This is a genomic window from Streptomyces sp. NPDC034103 (assembly GCF_055575395.1).
Genome location: NZ_JBVISS010000008.1, coordinates 335,718 through 348,881, shown reverse-complemented (window position 1 = coordinate 348,881; position 13,164 = coordinate 335,718). Strand labels below are relative to the sequence as shown.

Sequence of the window (13,164 nt, the reverse complement as noted above, 5' to 3'; positions counted from 1 at the left end):
CTTATGAGTGGCTGCGCCGTCCGTTCAACGGGGCAGCGGGTGGCTGCCGTTACACCGGCGGCGCGGACTCGTTGACACCGGGCAGTAGCGCGCCACCTCGCGACGGGGACCGGCCGCCCAGGACCGGACCGTTCGAGCCCGGCGCGGCCGAGAGGCCAAGAGCCGGACGGGCCAGGCGACATGAGCCCTGCGGCCCCGCCACCTGCGGCCGACGGGTCCTCGGGGGCGACCCGCTCCACCTGTCCGACTTCTGAGAGGCTCATGTGCAGGCGGTAACGACGACCCACCCGCCACGGCTGCGGATCAGCGGAGTCTGCAAGGCGTACGGCAGCAAGCAGGTCCTGCGCGACGTCGACCTTGCCGTGCCCGCCGGGACGCTGGTAGGGATCGTCGGCGAGAACGGGGCGGGCAAGAGCACTCTGCTGCGGATCGCCGTAGGGCACCTCGCACCTGACCGTGGAACCGTGACACGAACCGGGGCCGTGGGGTACTGCCCGCAACGCGCCGTACTGAACGACGCGTTCACCGTCGGACAGCATCTGCGGTTGTTCCAGATGGCCTACCGGCTGCCGACTTCGGCGCGCGCCGACGAGCTGATGGAGTCGCTGGCACTGACCGGCTGCCGACGACTGCAGGTCGGCGAACTCAGCGGCGGAACGCGACAGAAGCTGAACCTGCTGCTCGCCCTCATGCACGACCCGCAGTTGCTGGTCCTGGACGAGCCCTACCAGGGCTTCGACTGGGACACCCATCAGCGGTTCTGGACCCTGGCCGCCGATCTGCGTGATCAGGGCCGGTCGATCATCGTGGTGTCCCACCTGCTGCACGACCTGCACCACTTCGATGCCATCGCACAACTGCGCCAAGGGCGCCTGCACTTCGAGGAGACCGACCGTTGAGGCTCTCCTGGACGGCGTTCACCGAACTGCTGCGCTGCACTCTGCTCGGCCACCTGCGCAACCGGCTGGCGCTGCTTCTGGCGGTCGCGTTCATCCCGGTCTGGATCGCCGTGGCACGCCTGTGCACCTCCGACCACGTCGTGCGCATCTGGCTGGCCGCCCTCAGCGCCCCCGTCTCCGCCCCGGCCAGCCAGGCGGGCCAGGTGGCCAGCGCGCTGGGCGCCGTCACCATGGTCGCCGGTTTCATCACGTTCACGGAGACCTTTCAGTCCCGGGAGATGGACAGACGTCTGCTGCTGGCGGGCTACCCCCGGCTGCCGATGCTGCTGGCCAAACTCGCCGCCGTCGCCCTCACCGCCGCCCTGCTGGCCTCGTACACCACGCTCCTGCTGTGGATCTCCCTGCCCGTACGCCACGCAGGCCCCCTGGGGCTGGCCCTCGCGGGCGCGGGCCTCGCCTACGGCGGCATCGGCCTTCTGCTCGGCTCTCTGGTCCGCGGCGAGTTGGAGGGCTTCTTCCTCATCATCATGCTCAGCCTGGTCGACACCGGTTTGCAGAATCCCGTCTTCAACACCCTCATGGACGTGGCGGGCGTGTCCGCGCTTCCCCTGTACGGCGTGAACCAGCTGGCGCTGAGCTCAGCCCTCACCCCCCGCATCCCCTGGTCCCACGGCCTGCTCTCCCTCACCTGGTCCGCGGCGACCGGCGCCCTGGCGCTGCTGGTCCTCCACACCCACCGCCCTTCCCGCTCCCCGGGGTGCCGTACGAGGTCGTACTCTCGCCGCGGTCCACTCTGAAAGGTGGCTGCTCTCCAGGTGTGACGCTCCAGAGGCAGGTAAGGAGGAAGATGCGAAGGAAAGACGACAGCGGTCTTCAGCTGACCTGAGACAGAGGGGACCCCGTGTTCGAGGCGCACGACATCAGGGAATGGCGAGGCCACGACGTGGTCGACCACGAAGGGCACAAGATCGGCGTCCTGGAGGCGATCTATGTCGACACGGCCACGGACCAGCCCGCCTTCGCGACGGTGACGATCGGCCTGCCGACCCGGCACCGGCTGGTGTTCGTCCCCCTGGGCGACGCGACGGTCGGTCCCGGCTATCTGAAGGTCGCCTACGACAAGAAGCAGGTCAAGGAAGCGCCCTCGATCGGCACGGACGGCGAACTGCTCGCGGAGGACGAGAAGACAGTCTTCGCGCACTACGAACTCGACTACCGAACCGGTGCGGGCGGCGAACGTCGCCTCGCCCGCCGCTGATGCCCCCGACAACGCCCTTCACCACGAGGTGACACCCATGGCTCTCTTCCTCCTGCTGCTCCTCGTGGCCCTCGTGCTCGGCATGATCGGCGTGCTGGCGAAGGGCCTGTTCTACCTGCTGGTCATCGGCGTGGTGGTCCTGATCGCCGACCTCGTCCTCGTCGGCCTGCGCCTGGGCCGCCGCCGCAGGCACCTCCCCCGGTGACGCGTCCAGACGGGGCGGGAACCGGACGCCGCGGGGACCGTGGCTGACGTCGGCGATCGCCGACCCCCGCTTGGTTCTCCTCAGCGGAACGGGGTCCGTCGCCAGACGGGTCGTCGTCCGGTGGTCACGGGCCGGGGCGCACCTGGCCGTGCTGCCAGGCCCAGGCGGCGATCTCGACGCGGTTACGGGCGCCGAGCTTCAGCTGGACGCTGGAGAGGTGGGTCTTGACCGTGGAGAGGGAGACGTAGAGCTCGGCAGCGATCTCGGCGTTGGTGCGCCCGAGGGCGACGAGGCGGACGACATCGATCTCACGGTCGGTGAGCGGTTCCCGCAGCAGCGGCGCCGGGGTCCGGGGCGTCGCACCGGTGAGGTGGCTGAGCAGGCGGACGGTGACCGAGGGGGAGACGAGGGCGTCGCCCACCGCCGCGGAGCGGACGGCCTCGGCGAGCAGCGTCGGCCCGGAGTCCTTGAGCAGAAAGCCGCAGGCACCGCCCTTCAGGGCGCCGTAGACGTACTCGTCGAGGTCGAAGGTGGTCACCACGACGACCCGCAAAGGGTCGGCGACATCCGGTCCGGCCAGCATTCGGGTGGCCTCCAGCCCGTCCAGCTTCGGCATCCTGATGTCCAGCAGGCACACGTCGGGCCGCAGCCGCCTGGCCAGCGTCACGGCCTCCTCCCCGTCGCGGGCCTCGGCCACCACCGTGATGTCCGGCTGCGCGTCGAGGAAGAAGCGGAATCCCGTACGGACCATGTCCTGGTCGTCGGCGATCAGAACACGGATCGGGGAGCGGTCACGGTCGTTCATGGGCGCATCATGCCTGAGGTGGGGGACGGGGCGTGCCTCTGGAGAGGGCGGGGCTGTGACATGTGGGTCCACGCCGCCGGCCACGGACGGCCGAAGCCAGACCACGGCCACAGACCGGCCAGCCCATGGCCCGGGCCGCTCCCCATGATCGCGGCTGTCACCGTCAATCCGGCTGCTGAGTCGGATTGCCGGTGACGGCCCGCAACAGCGGCCGACTGGTCCCGATCGCCGCGAACATCGCCCCCGCGCCAAGCACCACGCACGCGGCGAGTTGCAGTGCGCCCGAGGTGTCGATCGTGGTGCCCCACGCCTTGTTCAGCTGCATCGCACCGTAGACACCGCACCCCGTCATGGTCCCGGCGAGGAGGACCAGCGGGACGACCGTCTCGCGGACCCGGGCCCGGTCCAGTACCCGCAGGGGCGTACCGGCCAGCCGGAGCATGTCGTACACCCGGCGGCGGTCCAGGACGTTCGCGGCGGCCGTGAGTCCGGCGGAGGCGGTGGCGACGAGGAAGCTCAGGGCCATCGTCGCCAGGCTCAGGCTTCGCAGCTGGCCGATGGAGAGGTCGTCGACGGCGGTGAGTTGCTTGTCGGTGTAGGGCGGTGCCGCGGGGTTCAGCGGTGCCAGCACGGTCACGGCGGTGTCGAGCCGGGCCGGCCCGCCGGAGATCCGGGCCGTGATGCCCGCGTTGCCCAGCAGCGGCGACTCGTTGGCCTGGTCGCCCGTGGGGACGCGCACGGTGGCGGGCACCTCCGCGTCCTTCAGCAGCGAGCGGGCCCGCTCGGCGGTCTTCCGTACGGCACCGGACGCGTCGGATCCGGCCGGCACGGTCACGGCGACCTGGTCGGGGTGGGTGACACCGCCGATGCTCAGGTGCGCCACGGAGAAGAACCCGGCGACGAAGCCCGCCAGGACCAGGCCGCTGACGGTGCGCCAGGCGCCGCGGGGGTCGTCGCTCAGCCTGCGGGCGGCCAGCAGGGTGGCGGGGCGGCGGGCGAAGCGGCCCATGATCCTGCCGAGCCGGTCCACGGCCCAGGGGCCGACGATCCAGAACGCCCCGTAGAAGACGATCATCAGCGCGACAATCTGGGAAGTCCTGAGACCGCCGTCCTGAGCCGTGGTGACGACGTAGAGGACCAGGCCGACGAACAGGACCAGGCGGATCATGCGGGTGCGTCGCGGGTCGGACTGCTGGGCGACGCCCAGCGGCGAACGGACCACCTCGCGCAGCGCGCTGACCGCGCTGAGTGCGGTGAGCAGGGCCACTGAGGCGACGACGGCGAGCACGGCGGGCGCCCCGACCCACAGGTCGCCGGTGAACCAGGTGCCGATGCCGTAGGGGAGACGGGCCAGGGCGGGCAAGAGCGCCGCGTACGCGAGGGCACCGGCGGACGCTCCCGCCGAGCCGACGGCCGCCGCCTCGGCGCCGGTCATCGTGAGGATCTGCCGGGGTGTGGCGCCGGCCAACCGCAGGGCGGCGAGCCGCTGTTCGCGGCGGGCGGCGCCGAGCCGTCCGGCGGCGGTGGCCAGCACGATCACCGGCACGACGAGCAGGCCGACGCCCAGAAGCACCCCCTCTCTGTCGTGTGCGGTGAACGCGTTCGGGGTGGTGCCGGAGAAATCGGAGACGACGGCTCGGGCCGTCAGACCGGTGTCCAGGAGGCCCTCGCCCGCGGCCTCGGACACCGCGGGGTCGGTGGGCGTACGGCCGATCACCGCGAGGAGTTCGTCCGGGGCGGCCAGTCCTGCGTCACCGACTGCTCCGTACGCCGAGGGCTTGGGGAAGCGGTCGGCGAGTTGGTTCGCGGGCAGCTCGTCCATCAGCTCGGCGAGCGCGGGCGAGAGGTAGACCTGCCCGGGCTTGGGAAAGGCGGGCACGCCGGGTGGGGCGGGGGTGGCCTTGTGGCCGGGCAGATGGGCGAGGTTGACGACGGTGACCGGTTCGCCGCGTACGAAGGTGGTGGCCAGGGCCTGGATGGCTGTGCCGTTTCTGTCGGGCTGGGGTGTGTGCCAGGCGGTGCGGTCCGCGCGGGCGCCGGCGCCCAGCCAGGCCGCGGTCAGCGCCAGCAACACCAGGGCGCTCACCGCGGCGGCGCCCGCGGCCAGCAGGTGGGACTGCAGGCCGCGGCGCCCGGAGCGGCGGGCCAGGTGCCAGGTCAGCGGCAGGAGTGAGGGCATGGGGGTCTCCGAACGTACGGGTCGGGAGCGTGGGGTGTCGGCCGCGCTCGACGGGGCGCTCACAGGTCGACGCAGATCAGAACGCGGGCCCGTCTCGCAGGGCCCGCGCGGGAAGAAGTGGGGCGCGCTCCGTCAGGGAATGACCGTGTACTGGCTGTGGCCGTGCACGCGGCCGTCTCGGACCTGGAGGACGCGGTCGCAGTGGGCGGCGACGTCGGCGTCATGGGTGACCATGACCAGGCAGGCGCCCTGTTCGCGGGTGACGGAGGTGAGCAGCCGGATGACCGCCTCGCCGGTGGACTGGTCGAGCGCGCCGGTCGGTTCGTCGGCGAAGACCACGTCCGGTTCCGCCACCAACGCACGGGCGATCGCCACCCGTTGGACCTGTCCGCCGGACAACTGCCCGGGGCGGCGCTGTTCCAGACCGTCCAGGCCCAGCGGGGCGAACCAGCGGCGGGCCCGCGCGACGGCCTGACTGCGGGGTACGCCCTCCAGCATCAGCGGCAGGGCGATGTTCTCCTCGGCCGGGAGTTCGGGCAGCAGTTGGCCGGACTGGAAGACGAAGCCGAAGCGTCCGCGCCGCAGCGCGCTGAGCCGGTTCTCGCTCCAGTGGTCGATGCGTTCGCCGCGCAGGAGGACCTGTCCGTCGTCCGGGCGGATGATCCCGGCGAGGGTGTGCAGGAGCGTGGACTTGCCGGACCCGGAGGGGCCCATGATGGCCAGCGACTCGCGCTCGCCGACCTCGACGTCCACTCCGGCGAGTGCTGTGGCGGACGCGTACTTCTTGACCAGGCCGAGCCCGGACAGGACGGTGCCCATGGTGATGTGTCGTTCCCTTCTCGGTGGTTCGCGGTGGGGTGCGTCTCAGCGCTCGAACTGCCAGGTGATCGACGTGTCACTGGCCTTGACGACGCTCACCGGGATCCCCACCCGCTCGCCGTCCGCCTTCGCGGTGCACGTGAGGGAGGCACCCGTCACCGCTTTCAGCCCGCTCGGGCAGGACACGGGGCCGATGTCCCGGCCGATCCAGGGCAGCGGCCGGTACTTGGACTGGATGCGGCCCTCGAGGATTCCGGCGCTGAGGGCCTTGTGGCCGTCCACCGTCACGGTGGTGTAGCGGTCGAGCCCTGTGGTGGACTGCGTGCCGCTGAACGCGTAGGTCACTCCGGCACCGCCGGCGGCGATCGCGACGCCCGTGACGCCGATGACGATCAGATGCTTGCTCCGCATGGCGCTTCTCTCCTGAGGTCGAGGTGTTCGATGTGCCTCGACTCTCGCCGCCGGACAACCCCGCGCGCCTCGGCCGAACGGCCACTGTCCGGCCGGCCCCTCGACGACCCGGTCAGCCGATCGGCCGATCCCCTGACCTCGGCCGTTCCGTACGCTCGGCGGCGTGCATCTCAAGCATCCGATCGACGGCCCCGCCGCGCCCCGCGCCCGCCGACAGAGCTGTCTGCGGGCGGTCGGCGTCACCGTGCTGGTTCTGCTGGCCCTCACGGATCTGGTGATCACGGCCAACGGCGGCGGCGTCCTGTGGCCGTTGTTCGTGATGCTGCCGCTCGGTCTGGCGGCCGTGCTCTGGCCCCCCGCGCGTCAGCCCGCCCGGCTCACCCCTCAGCTGCGTACGGCGGTGCCCGCCGGCGTCTCCCTGGTGATCACGGCCGTGGCCGCCCGGACGGGCTGGATGGGGGAGTTCGGGCCCGGTGAGAGCGCGATCCTGCTCTGCCTGTTGCTCGTCGCCGTCCGCGGCTGCCCGCCGCGCTGGGTGGTCGCGTGCTCCCTGCTGGGCGGCGTGGCCGTCCTCGTGCTGCCGCTGCGGGCGATCCGGGGCTCACTCGCGGACAACAGCACGGAGAGCATGATCGGGGCCGTCCTGGTGCTCGTGCTGCTCGTCGCCGTCATGGCCGGGCTCGGCGGCTATCTGCGGGTTCTGGACCACCGACGCCGTGTCGCGGTCACCGAGACCCGCCGCGCCGAGCGGCTCGCCATGGCCGCCGATCTGCACGACTTCGTCGCGCACCATGTCACCGGCATCCTGGTCCAGACGCAGATGGCCCGCATGATGGCCGTCACGGAACCCGAGAACCTCGATCCGGTCCTCGCGGGCATCCAGAACGCGGCCACCGAGGCTCTCTCCTCGATGCGCCGTACGGTCGGCATCCTGCGCGAGGGCCCGCGGGACCTGACCGGCCCGGAGCCCGCCGACCAGCACCCGGCGGCCGACCTGTCCTCGCTCGCGGACCTGGTCGCGGGGTTCGGCGGCGTGGTCGGCCCGAAGGCCGTGCTGCACCGCGCTGCCTCGGTGCCCGCGGACCTGCCGCACGAGGTGCAGGCCGCCGCGCATCGCGTGGTCCAGGAGGCCCTGACGAACGTACGCCGTCACGCGGGCGACGCCACCGAGGTCACCGTCGGCCTGACGTACGAGGGCGGCACGCTGCGGGTGTCGGTACGCGACGACGGCCGCGGCGGCACGCCGATGCCGCATGCCGCCCGTGGCGGTGGCTTCGGCCTCGTGGGTCTCAGCGAACGCGTCACCGCCCTCGGCGGCGAACTGCGCACCGGCCCGCGCTCGGACGCAGGCTGGGAGGTCATGGCCCTGCTCCCCGTGGCCAGGACGGACGCGAGGCGGCCCGCCCTCTGAGGACGATCCTCCGTGCACCGCGCCGCCGGAAGGCCACAGGGCCCAGGTGACAAAGGGCAGTTGCCAGGGCGGGGACACGCCTCCACGTCAGCGGTCAGGAACAGCGAGAAGTCGAAGAACCGCCTCGGTGCTGGGATGTGCACCCCGTTCAACAGGGAGCTGGGAGGGGTCCTTGCGTCGACCTCCACGATTGCGTCGGCAGCGTGTCGTCACGAGGGGGCACCCTTGCGAACCGGAGGTGTAGCCCGCCACACCCCGCGAAATCGGAGCGGCACCCCCCGTACCGCCGACTTTCACATCGGCGCCACCGGACCCTTCCCTGACGTTTGGTGCCCTTGGAACACTCGCTGCGCGCACACTCCGTCACGTTCCGGCCATCCGCATCCCTGGATGAGAGGCAGCACCCACCCATGCCCGAAGTCAACCGGCGCAGATTCCTCCAACTCGCGGGCGCCACCTCGGCGTTCACCGCGCTGTCGAGCAGCATCCAGCGGGCCGCCGCGCTCCCGGCCAACCACCGCACGGGGTCGATCGAGGACGTCGAGCACATCGTCGTCCTGATGCAGGAGAACCGCTCCTTCGACCACTACTTCGGCAAGCTCAGGGGCGTGCGCGGCTTCGGCGACCCGCGGCCCGTCCAGCACGCCAACGGCAAGTCGATCTGGCACCAGTCGGACGGCACCAAGGACGTCCTGCCGTTCCACCCGACCGCCGACGACCTCGGCATGCAGTTCCTGGAGGGCCTGCCGCACGGCTGGACCGACGGCCAACAGGCCTACCACGGCGGCAAGTACGACCAGTGGGTGCCCGCCAAGGGCACCACGACGATGGCGTACCTGACCCGCGAGGACATCCCGTTCCACTACGCGCTCGCCGACGCCTTCACCGTCTGCGACGCCTACCACTGCTCGTTCATCGGCTCGACCGACCCCAACCGCTACTACATGTGGACGGGGTACACGGGCAACGACGGCACCGGCGGCGGCCCGGTCCTCGGCAACGACGAGGTCGGCTACGGCTGGACGACCTACCCGGAGCGTCTGGAGCAGGCCGGCGTCTCCTGGAAGATCTACCAGGACATCGGCGACGGCCTGGACGCGGCGGGCTCCTGGGGCTGGATCGCGGACGCCTACCGGGGCAACTACGGCGACAACTCCCTGCTGTACTTCGACAAGTACCGTAACGCCCAGCCCGGCGACCCCTGGTACGACAAGGCCCGCACCGGCACCGACGTCAAGAACGGCGACGGCTACTTCGACCGGCTGCGCGCCGACGTCAAGGCCGGCAAGCTGCCGCAGATCTCCTGGATCGCCGCCCCCGAGGCCTTCTCCGAGCACTCCAACTGGCCCTCCAACTACGGTGCCTGGTACATCGCCCAGGTCCTGGACGCCCTCACCTCCAACCCGGAGGTCTGGTCCAGAACGGCCCTGTTCATCACCTACGACGAGAACGACGGCTTCTTCGACCACGTCGTGCCGCCGCTCGCGCCCACGTCCGCGGCGCGCGGCAAGTCGACCGTCGACGTCTCGCTCGACGTCTACCCGGGCGACAGCAGGCGCCCGGCGGGCCCCTACGGCCTCGGCCCGCGGGTGCCGATGCTGGTCGTCTCGCCGTGGAGCAAGGGCGGTTACGTCTGCTCCGAGACCCTGGACCACACCTCGATCCTGCGGTTCATGGAGCGCCGCTTCGGGGTGCGGGAGACCAACATCTCGCCCTGGCGCCGGGCCGTCTGCGGCGATCTGACCTCGGCCTTCGACTTCTCCCGCAAGGACAGTCGGCCCGCCGCGCTGCCGGAGACGGACGAGTACGCGCCGCAGGACCGCGAGCGGCACCCCGACTACCGGCCGACGCCGCCCGCCGACGCGGACATGCCCCGGCAGGAGCGCGGCCTGCGCCCGGCCCGCCCGCTCAAGTACGCCCCGCGCGTGGACGGTTCCGTCGACGCGGCGGCCGGCAGGTTCACGCTGACGTTCGCCTCCGGCACCAGGGCGGGTGCCGCCTTCCACGTGACCTCGGGCAACCGCACCGACGGCCCGTGGATGTACACCACCGAAGCCGGCAAGTCCGTCGCGGACACCTGGAACTCGGCGTACTCGGGCGGCTCGTACGACCTGACCGTGCACGGCCCGAACGGCTTCGTGCGCTCCTTCAAGGGCGCGAACAAGAAGGCCGGTCCCGAGGTCACCGCACGGCACACCGGCGACGACGTGGAGCTGACCCTCACCAATTCCGGCACCGCCACCGTCCGGCTCAAGGTCGTCAGCGGGTACGGCGGCCGGGCCCGCACCGTCACCGTGCGGCCCGGCGGCACGGTCCGCCACTGTGTGGACCTCGCGGCGAGCCGGCGCTGGTACGACCTGACCGTCACCGCCGACGGCGACCCGGCGTTCGTGCGGAGGTTCGCCGGGCACGTCGAGAACGGGCGCCCCGGGGTGAGCGACCCGGCGATCATCACCGAGTAGCCCGGCTCACAGCGGCGTGAGGTGTCCCGGCCCGGGTTGCCGGGGCATCCACGCCGGCTCGGACGAGGCGCGCGCCGGCTCCAGCGCGAGGACGGCGGCGACGGGGTGGTCGTGGTCGGGGGCCACGAGCACACGGTCGTACGGCCGTTCCGCCGCGGCGGAGTCCTCGTAGAGCTGCCCCACGGCGACGACGTCGTCGTACCGCTGCTCCGCCGGCACCGCCACCACGTCCGGCGTCACCCGGCTCAGCAGCACCACGCCCCAGGCCGACAGCGCCGCCCCGGCGAGCGCCAGCAGCACGCCCGCCGGGCCGCCCTGGAGGCCCTCGCCCAGCAGGGACAGCCCGATGACCGCGGCCGCCACCGGGTTCGCCAGGGTGACCACCGCGAGCGGGGCGCCGAGGCCACCGCGGTAGGCGACCTGTGACAGCAGCAGACCGCCCGCCGCGAACGCCGCGACCAGCAGGGCGACTCCGACGACCTGCACGCTCAGCAGGGAGTGCGAGCGGTCGGTCGCGGCCACCGTCACGGTCTGGGTGAGCGCGGAGGCGACTCCGGAGGCGAGACCGGACGCGGAGGCGTGCCGCAGTCCGGGCCGGGTGCCGCGCCGGGCCAGCAGCCCGATCACCGCGGCCGTCACTCCGGCCACCGCCAGCGCCTCCGGCACGCTGAGCACGTCGTCGGGCGCCGCCCCGGACGCCGTGACGAGGATCGCGGCCAGCCCGATCAGGGTGTACGCCGTGCCCCGCCACTCCGTCGCGCTGACCCGCCGCCCCGCGACCCGCGCGCCCATGGGCACCGCGGCGACCAGGGTGAGCGCGCCGAGCGGCTGCACCACGGTCAGCGGACCGTACTTCAGGGCCACCACGTGCAGCAGCGCGGCGGCGGCGTTGAGTCCGACGGACCACCACCAGGCGCCCGAGCGCAGCAGCCGCAGCATCCCCGCACCGGAGTCGCGGGAGGCCAGGCGCTCCTGGCCGACGGCCGCGGCCGCGTAGGCGACGGCGGAGAACAGGGACAGCACGACCGCGAGGACGGTCGCGCTCATCGGTCCGCTCCGACCAGCACGTTCTTCTCCTCCGCGGTGTCCTGGGCGAGGGGTCGCGGCGTCCTCGCGGCCCGTGTCGGGGTGCTGTCCGTGTGGTGCGGCGGGCGGAGCAGCGCGAGGGCGACGCCGAGCATGGCGGTGGCCACGAGCGCGTCGAGCCAGTAGTGGTTCGCGGTCCCGACGATCACCATCAGGGTCACCAGCGGGTGCAGCAGCCACAGCCACCGCCAGCGGGAGCGGGTGGCCGCGATCAGGCCGATCGCCACCATCAGGGCCCAGCCGAAGTGCAGCGAGGGCATCGCCGCGAACTGGTTGGAGAGGTGGTCCGAGGACGGCGGTCCGTAGACCGACGGCCCGTACGCGCGCGCGGTGTCGACGAGCCCGGTGGCGGCCAGCATCCGCGGCGGGGCGAGCGGGAACACGAAGGGGAGCACCAGCGCCGCGGAGGTGACCGCGGCCAGGACCCGGCGGGCCCACACGTAGTGCGCGGGGCGGCGCAGGTAGAGCCAGACCAGGAAGGCCACGGTGGCGGGGAAGTGCACGGTCGCGTAGTAGGTGTTCGCGAGGTGCACGAGTGTGTCGCCGTGCAGCAGCAGGTGCTGCACGTCGCCCTCGCCGGGCAGCCGGAGGAGGCGCTCCAGATCCCAGACGTGGTGCGCGTTGCGGAACGCCTCGCCGGTGTGGCCGGTCGCCAGCTGACGGCCGAGTTTGTAGACGAGGAAAAGTCCTACGACGAGCAGGAGCTCACGGACGAGCGGCGGCCGCGCTGACGCGCGGGTCTCCGCTTCGGAAGGCTCGGTGCGGGCATTCATCCCCCGGCCCCTTCGCTGACGGTGGTGCGGGCTGAGCTGGTGACTCGTCGGGTGCGGCGAACTCATCGCTCTCATCGATACGGGTGCGTACCGATACGTTAGTGTACCGATACGGACGTGTACCGGTACACTCGCGTATCGATAGAGATACGCCACACTGGAAGCGGTCCCTCATCACCTTGTATGAAGTCACTCAAGGCCCACTCGAACGAGGAGAAGAGCAGATGACGTCGCAGGCAGCGGACGGACCGGAGACGGTCACCGCCTCGCGCCGCTCCAAGATCACGCCCGAGCGTGAGCAGGAGTTCTACGACGCCGTGCTCCAACAGATCCGCGAGTGCGGATATGAAGCCGTGACCATGGAGGGCATCGCCGCCAGCACCCGGTGCAGCAAGTCCACGCTCTACCGGCAGTGGAAGACCAAGCCCCAGTTCGTGGTGGCCGCGCTGCGCTCCCGGCGCCTGTCGAAGTTCGACGGCATCGATACAGGAACGCTCGCGGAGGACTTGCGAGAGGTGGCGCGGGCCGCGGGCCGCTGGTCGAATAACGACACCAAGCTGCTCCAGGCCCTCGGACACGCCGTCACGCAGGACCCGGAGCTGGCGCAGGCACTGCGGGAGGCGCTCATCGACCCGGAGATCGCGTCGCTGAAGGAGATCCTCCAGCGCGGGGTCGAGCGGGGCGAGGTCGCCGCCGAAAATCCGGCGCTGGAGTACATCCCGGCCCAGATGTTCGGCGTGATCCGGGCGCGGCCCATCCTGGACGGGGAGTACGCCGACCCGAACTATCTGGTCTGTTTCGTGGAGGCCGCGGTGCTCCCCGCACTGGGACTCACCTGAGACCCAGGCCGCCGTCC

At 71.7% G+C, this 13,164-nt stretch carries 13 protein-coding genes; 7 read left to right on the top strand and 6 right to left on the bottom strand.

Going from position 1 to position 13,164, the window contains the following annotated elements:
• Positions 1-263 precede the first annotated feature (263 nt).
• From ACZ56U_RS20085 to ACZ56U_RS20070, 4 genes are all read left to right on the top strand, one after another.
• Positions 264-899, top strand: coding sequence for an ABC transporter ATP-binding protein (locus ACZ56U_RS20085; RefSeq protein ID WP_469085337.1), 636 nt, complete (start codon positions 264-266; stop codon positions 897-899).
• Positions 896-1,696: a hypothetical protein gene (locus ACZ56U_RS20080; RefSeq protein ID WP_469085336.1), complete on the top strand. Its 801-nt coding sequence runs from the start codon at positions 896-898 to the stop codon at positions 1,694-1,696. The genes ACZ56U_RS20085 and ACZ56U_RS20080 overlap by 4 nt, the downstream gene beginning before the upstream one ends.
• Positions 1,697-1,800: 104 nt before the next feature.
• Entirely contained in the window at positions 1,801-2,157 is a 357-nt protein-coding gene (locus ACZ56U_RS20075; RefSeq protein WP_469085335.1) for a PRC-barrel domain-containing protein, read from the top strand.
• Positions 2,158-2,194: 37 nt separating this feature from the next.
• The gene (locus ACZ56U_RS20070; protein ID WP_469085334.1) at positions 2,195-2,362 is read left to right on the top strand and encodes a hypothetical protein; all 168 of its coding nucleotides are present in this window, start codon (positions 2,195-2,197) and stop codon (positions 2,360-2,362) included.
• A 124-nt stretch (positions 2,363-2,486) separates the two neighbouring features.
• Here the strand turns inward: ACZ56U_RS20070 and ACZ56U_RS20065 are convergent, their stop codons facing one another.
• The 4 genes from ACZ56U_RS20065 to ACZ56U_RS20050 form a co-directional block, all read right to left on the bottom strand.
• Positions 2,487-3,167, bottom strand: coding sequence for a response regulator (locus ACZ56U_RS20065; protein ID WP_469085333.1), 681 nt, complete (start codon positions 3,165-3,167; stop codon positions 2,487-2,489).
• 163 nt (positions 3,168-3,330) lie between these two features.
• Entirely contained in the window at positions 3,331-5,346 is a 2,016-nt protein-coding gene (locus tag ACZ56U_RS20060; RefSeq protein ID WP_469085332.1) for an FtsX-like permease family protein, read from the bottom strand.
• 132 nt (positions 5,347-5,478) lie between these two features.
• Positions 5,479-6,165 carry an ABC transporter ATP-binding protein gene (locus ACZ56U_RS20055; protein ID WP_469085331.1) on the bottom strand — a complete coding sequence of 229 codons (687 nt, stop codon included), beginning with the start codon at positions 6,163-6,165 and terminating at the stop codon, positions 5,479-5,481.
• Between the two features lie 45 nt (positions 6,166-6,210).
• Positions 6,211-6,576: a DUF4333 domain-containing protein gene (locus ACZ56U_RS20050; protein ID WP_469085330.1), complete on the bottom strand. Its 366-nt coding sequence runs from the start codon at positions 6,574-6,576 to the stop codon at positions 6,211-6,213.
• A 163-nt stretch (positions 6,577-6,739) separates the two neighbouring features.
• Here ACZ56U_RS20050 and ACZ56U_RS20045 point away from each other — a divergent pair, with 163 nt between their 5' ends.
• Together ACZ56U_RS20045 and ACZ56U_RS20040 are read left to right on the top strand one after the other, a co-directional pair.
• Positions 6,740-7,987: a sensor histidine kinase gene (locus ACZ56U_RS20045; protein WP_469085329.1), complete on the top strand. Its 1,248-nt coding sequence runs from the start codon at positions 6,740-6,742 to the stop codon at positions 7,985-7,987.
• 410 nt (positions 7,988-8,397) lie between these two features.
• Positions 8,398-10,449, top strand: a complete 2,052-nt coding sequence (locus tag ACZ56U_RS20040) for a phosphocholine-specific phospholipase C (RefSeq protein WP_469085328.1) — start codon at positions 8,398-8,400, stop codon at positions 10,447-10,449.
• Positions 10,450-10,455: 6 nt separating this feature from the next.
• Here ACZ56U_RS20040 and ACZ56U_RS20035 read toward each other — a convergent pair whose 3' ends face one another.
• Positions 10,456-11,496 carry a DMT family protein gene (locus ACZ56U_RS20035; protein WP_469085327.1) on the bottom strand — a complete coding sequence of 347 codons (1,041 nt, stop codon included), beginning with the start codon at positions 11,494-11,496 and terminating at the stop codon, positions 10,456-10,458.
• The gene (locus ACZ56U_RS20030; protein ID WP_469085326.1) at positions 11,493-12,308 is read right to left on the bottom strand and encodes a phosphatase PAP2 family protein; all 816 of its coding nucleotides are present in this window, start codon (positions 12,306-12,308) and stop codon (positions 11,493-11,495) included. The genes ACZ56U_RS20035 and ACZ56U_RS20030 overlap by 4 nt, the downstream gene beginning before the upstream one ends.
• A 224-nt stretch (positions 12,309-12,532) precedes the next feature.
• Between ACZ56U_RS20030 and ACZ56U_RS20025 the strand changes: the two genes are divergently transcribed.
• Entirely contained in the window at positions 12,533-13,147 is a 615-nt protein-coding gene (locus ACZ56U_RS20025) for a TetR/AcrR family transcriptional regulator (RefSeq protein ID WP_469085325.1), read from the top strand.
• Positions 13,148-13,164: the final 17 nt, after the last annotated feature.

Coding starts and splice junctions, on each gene's coding strand:
- ACZ56U_RS20030 (WP_469085326.1), bottom strand. CDS start 12,308: ATGAATGCCCGCACCGAGCCTTCCGAAGCGGAGACCCGCGCGTCAGCG.
- ACZ56U_RS20040 (WP_469085328.1), top strand. CDS start 8,398: ATGCCCGAAGTCAACCGGCGCAGATTCCTCCAACTCGCGGGCGCCACC.
- ACZ56U_RS20025 (WP_469085325.1), top strand. CDS start 12,533: ATGACGTCGCAGGCAGCGGACGGACCGGAGACGGTCACCGCCTCGCGC.
- ACZ56U_RS20070 (WP_469085334.1), top strand. CDS start 2,195: ATGGCTCTCTTCCTCCTGCTGCTCCTCGTGGCCCTCGTGCTCGGCATG.
- ACZ56U_RS20035 (WP_469085327.1), bottom strand. CDS start 11,496: ATGAGCGCGACCGTCCTCGCGGTCGTGCTGTCCCTGTTCTCCGCCGTC.
- ACZ56U_RS20065 (WP_469085333.1), bottom strand. CDS start 3,167: ATGAACGACCGTGACCGCTCCCCGATCCGTGTTCTGATCGCCGACGAC.
- ACZ56U_RS20055 (WP_469085331.1), bottom strand. CDS start 6,165: ATGGGCACCGTCCTGTCCGGGCTCGGCCTGGTCAAGAAGTACGCGTCC.
- ACZ56U_RS20060 (WP_469085332.1), bottom strand. CDS start 5,346: ATGCCCTCACTCCTGCCGCTGACCTGGCACCTGGCCCGCCGCTCCGGG.
- ACZ56U_RS20050 (WP_469085330.1), bottom strand. CDS start 6,576: ATGCGGAGCAAGCATCTGATCGTCATCGGCGTCACGGGCGTCGCGATC.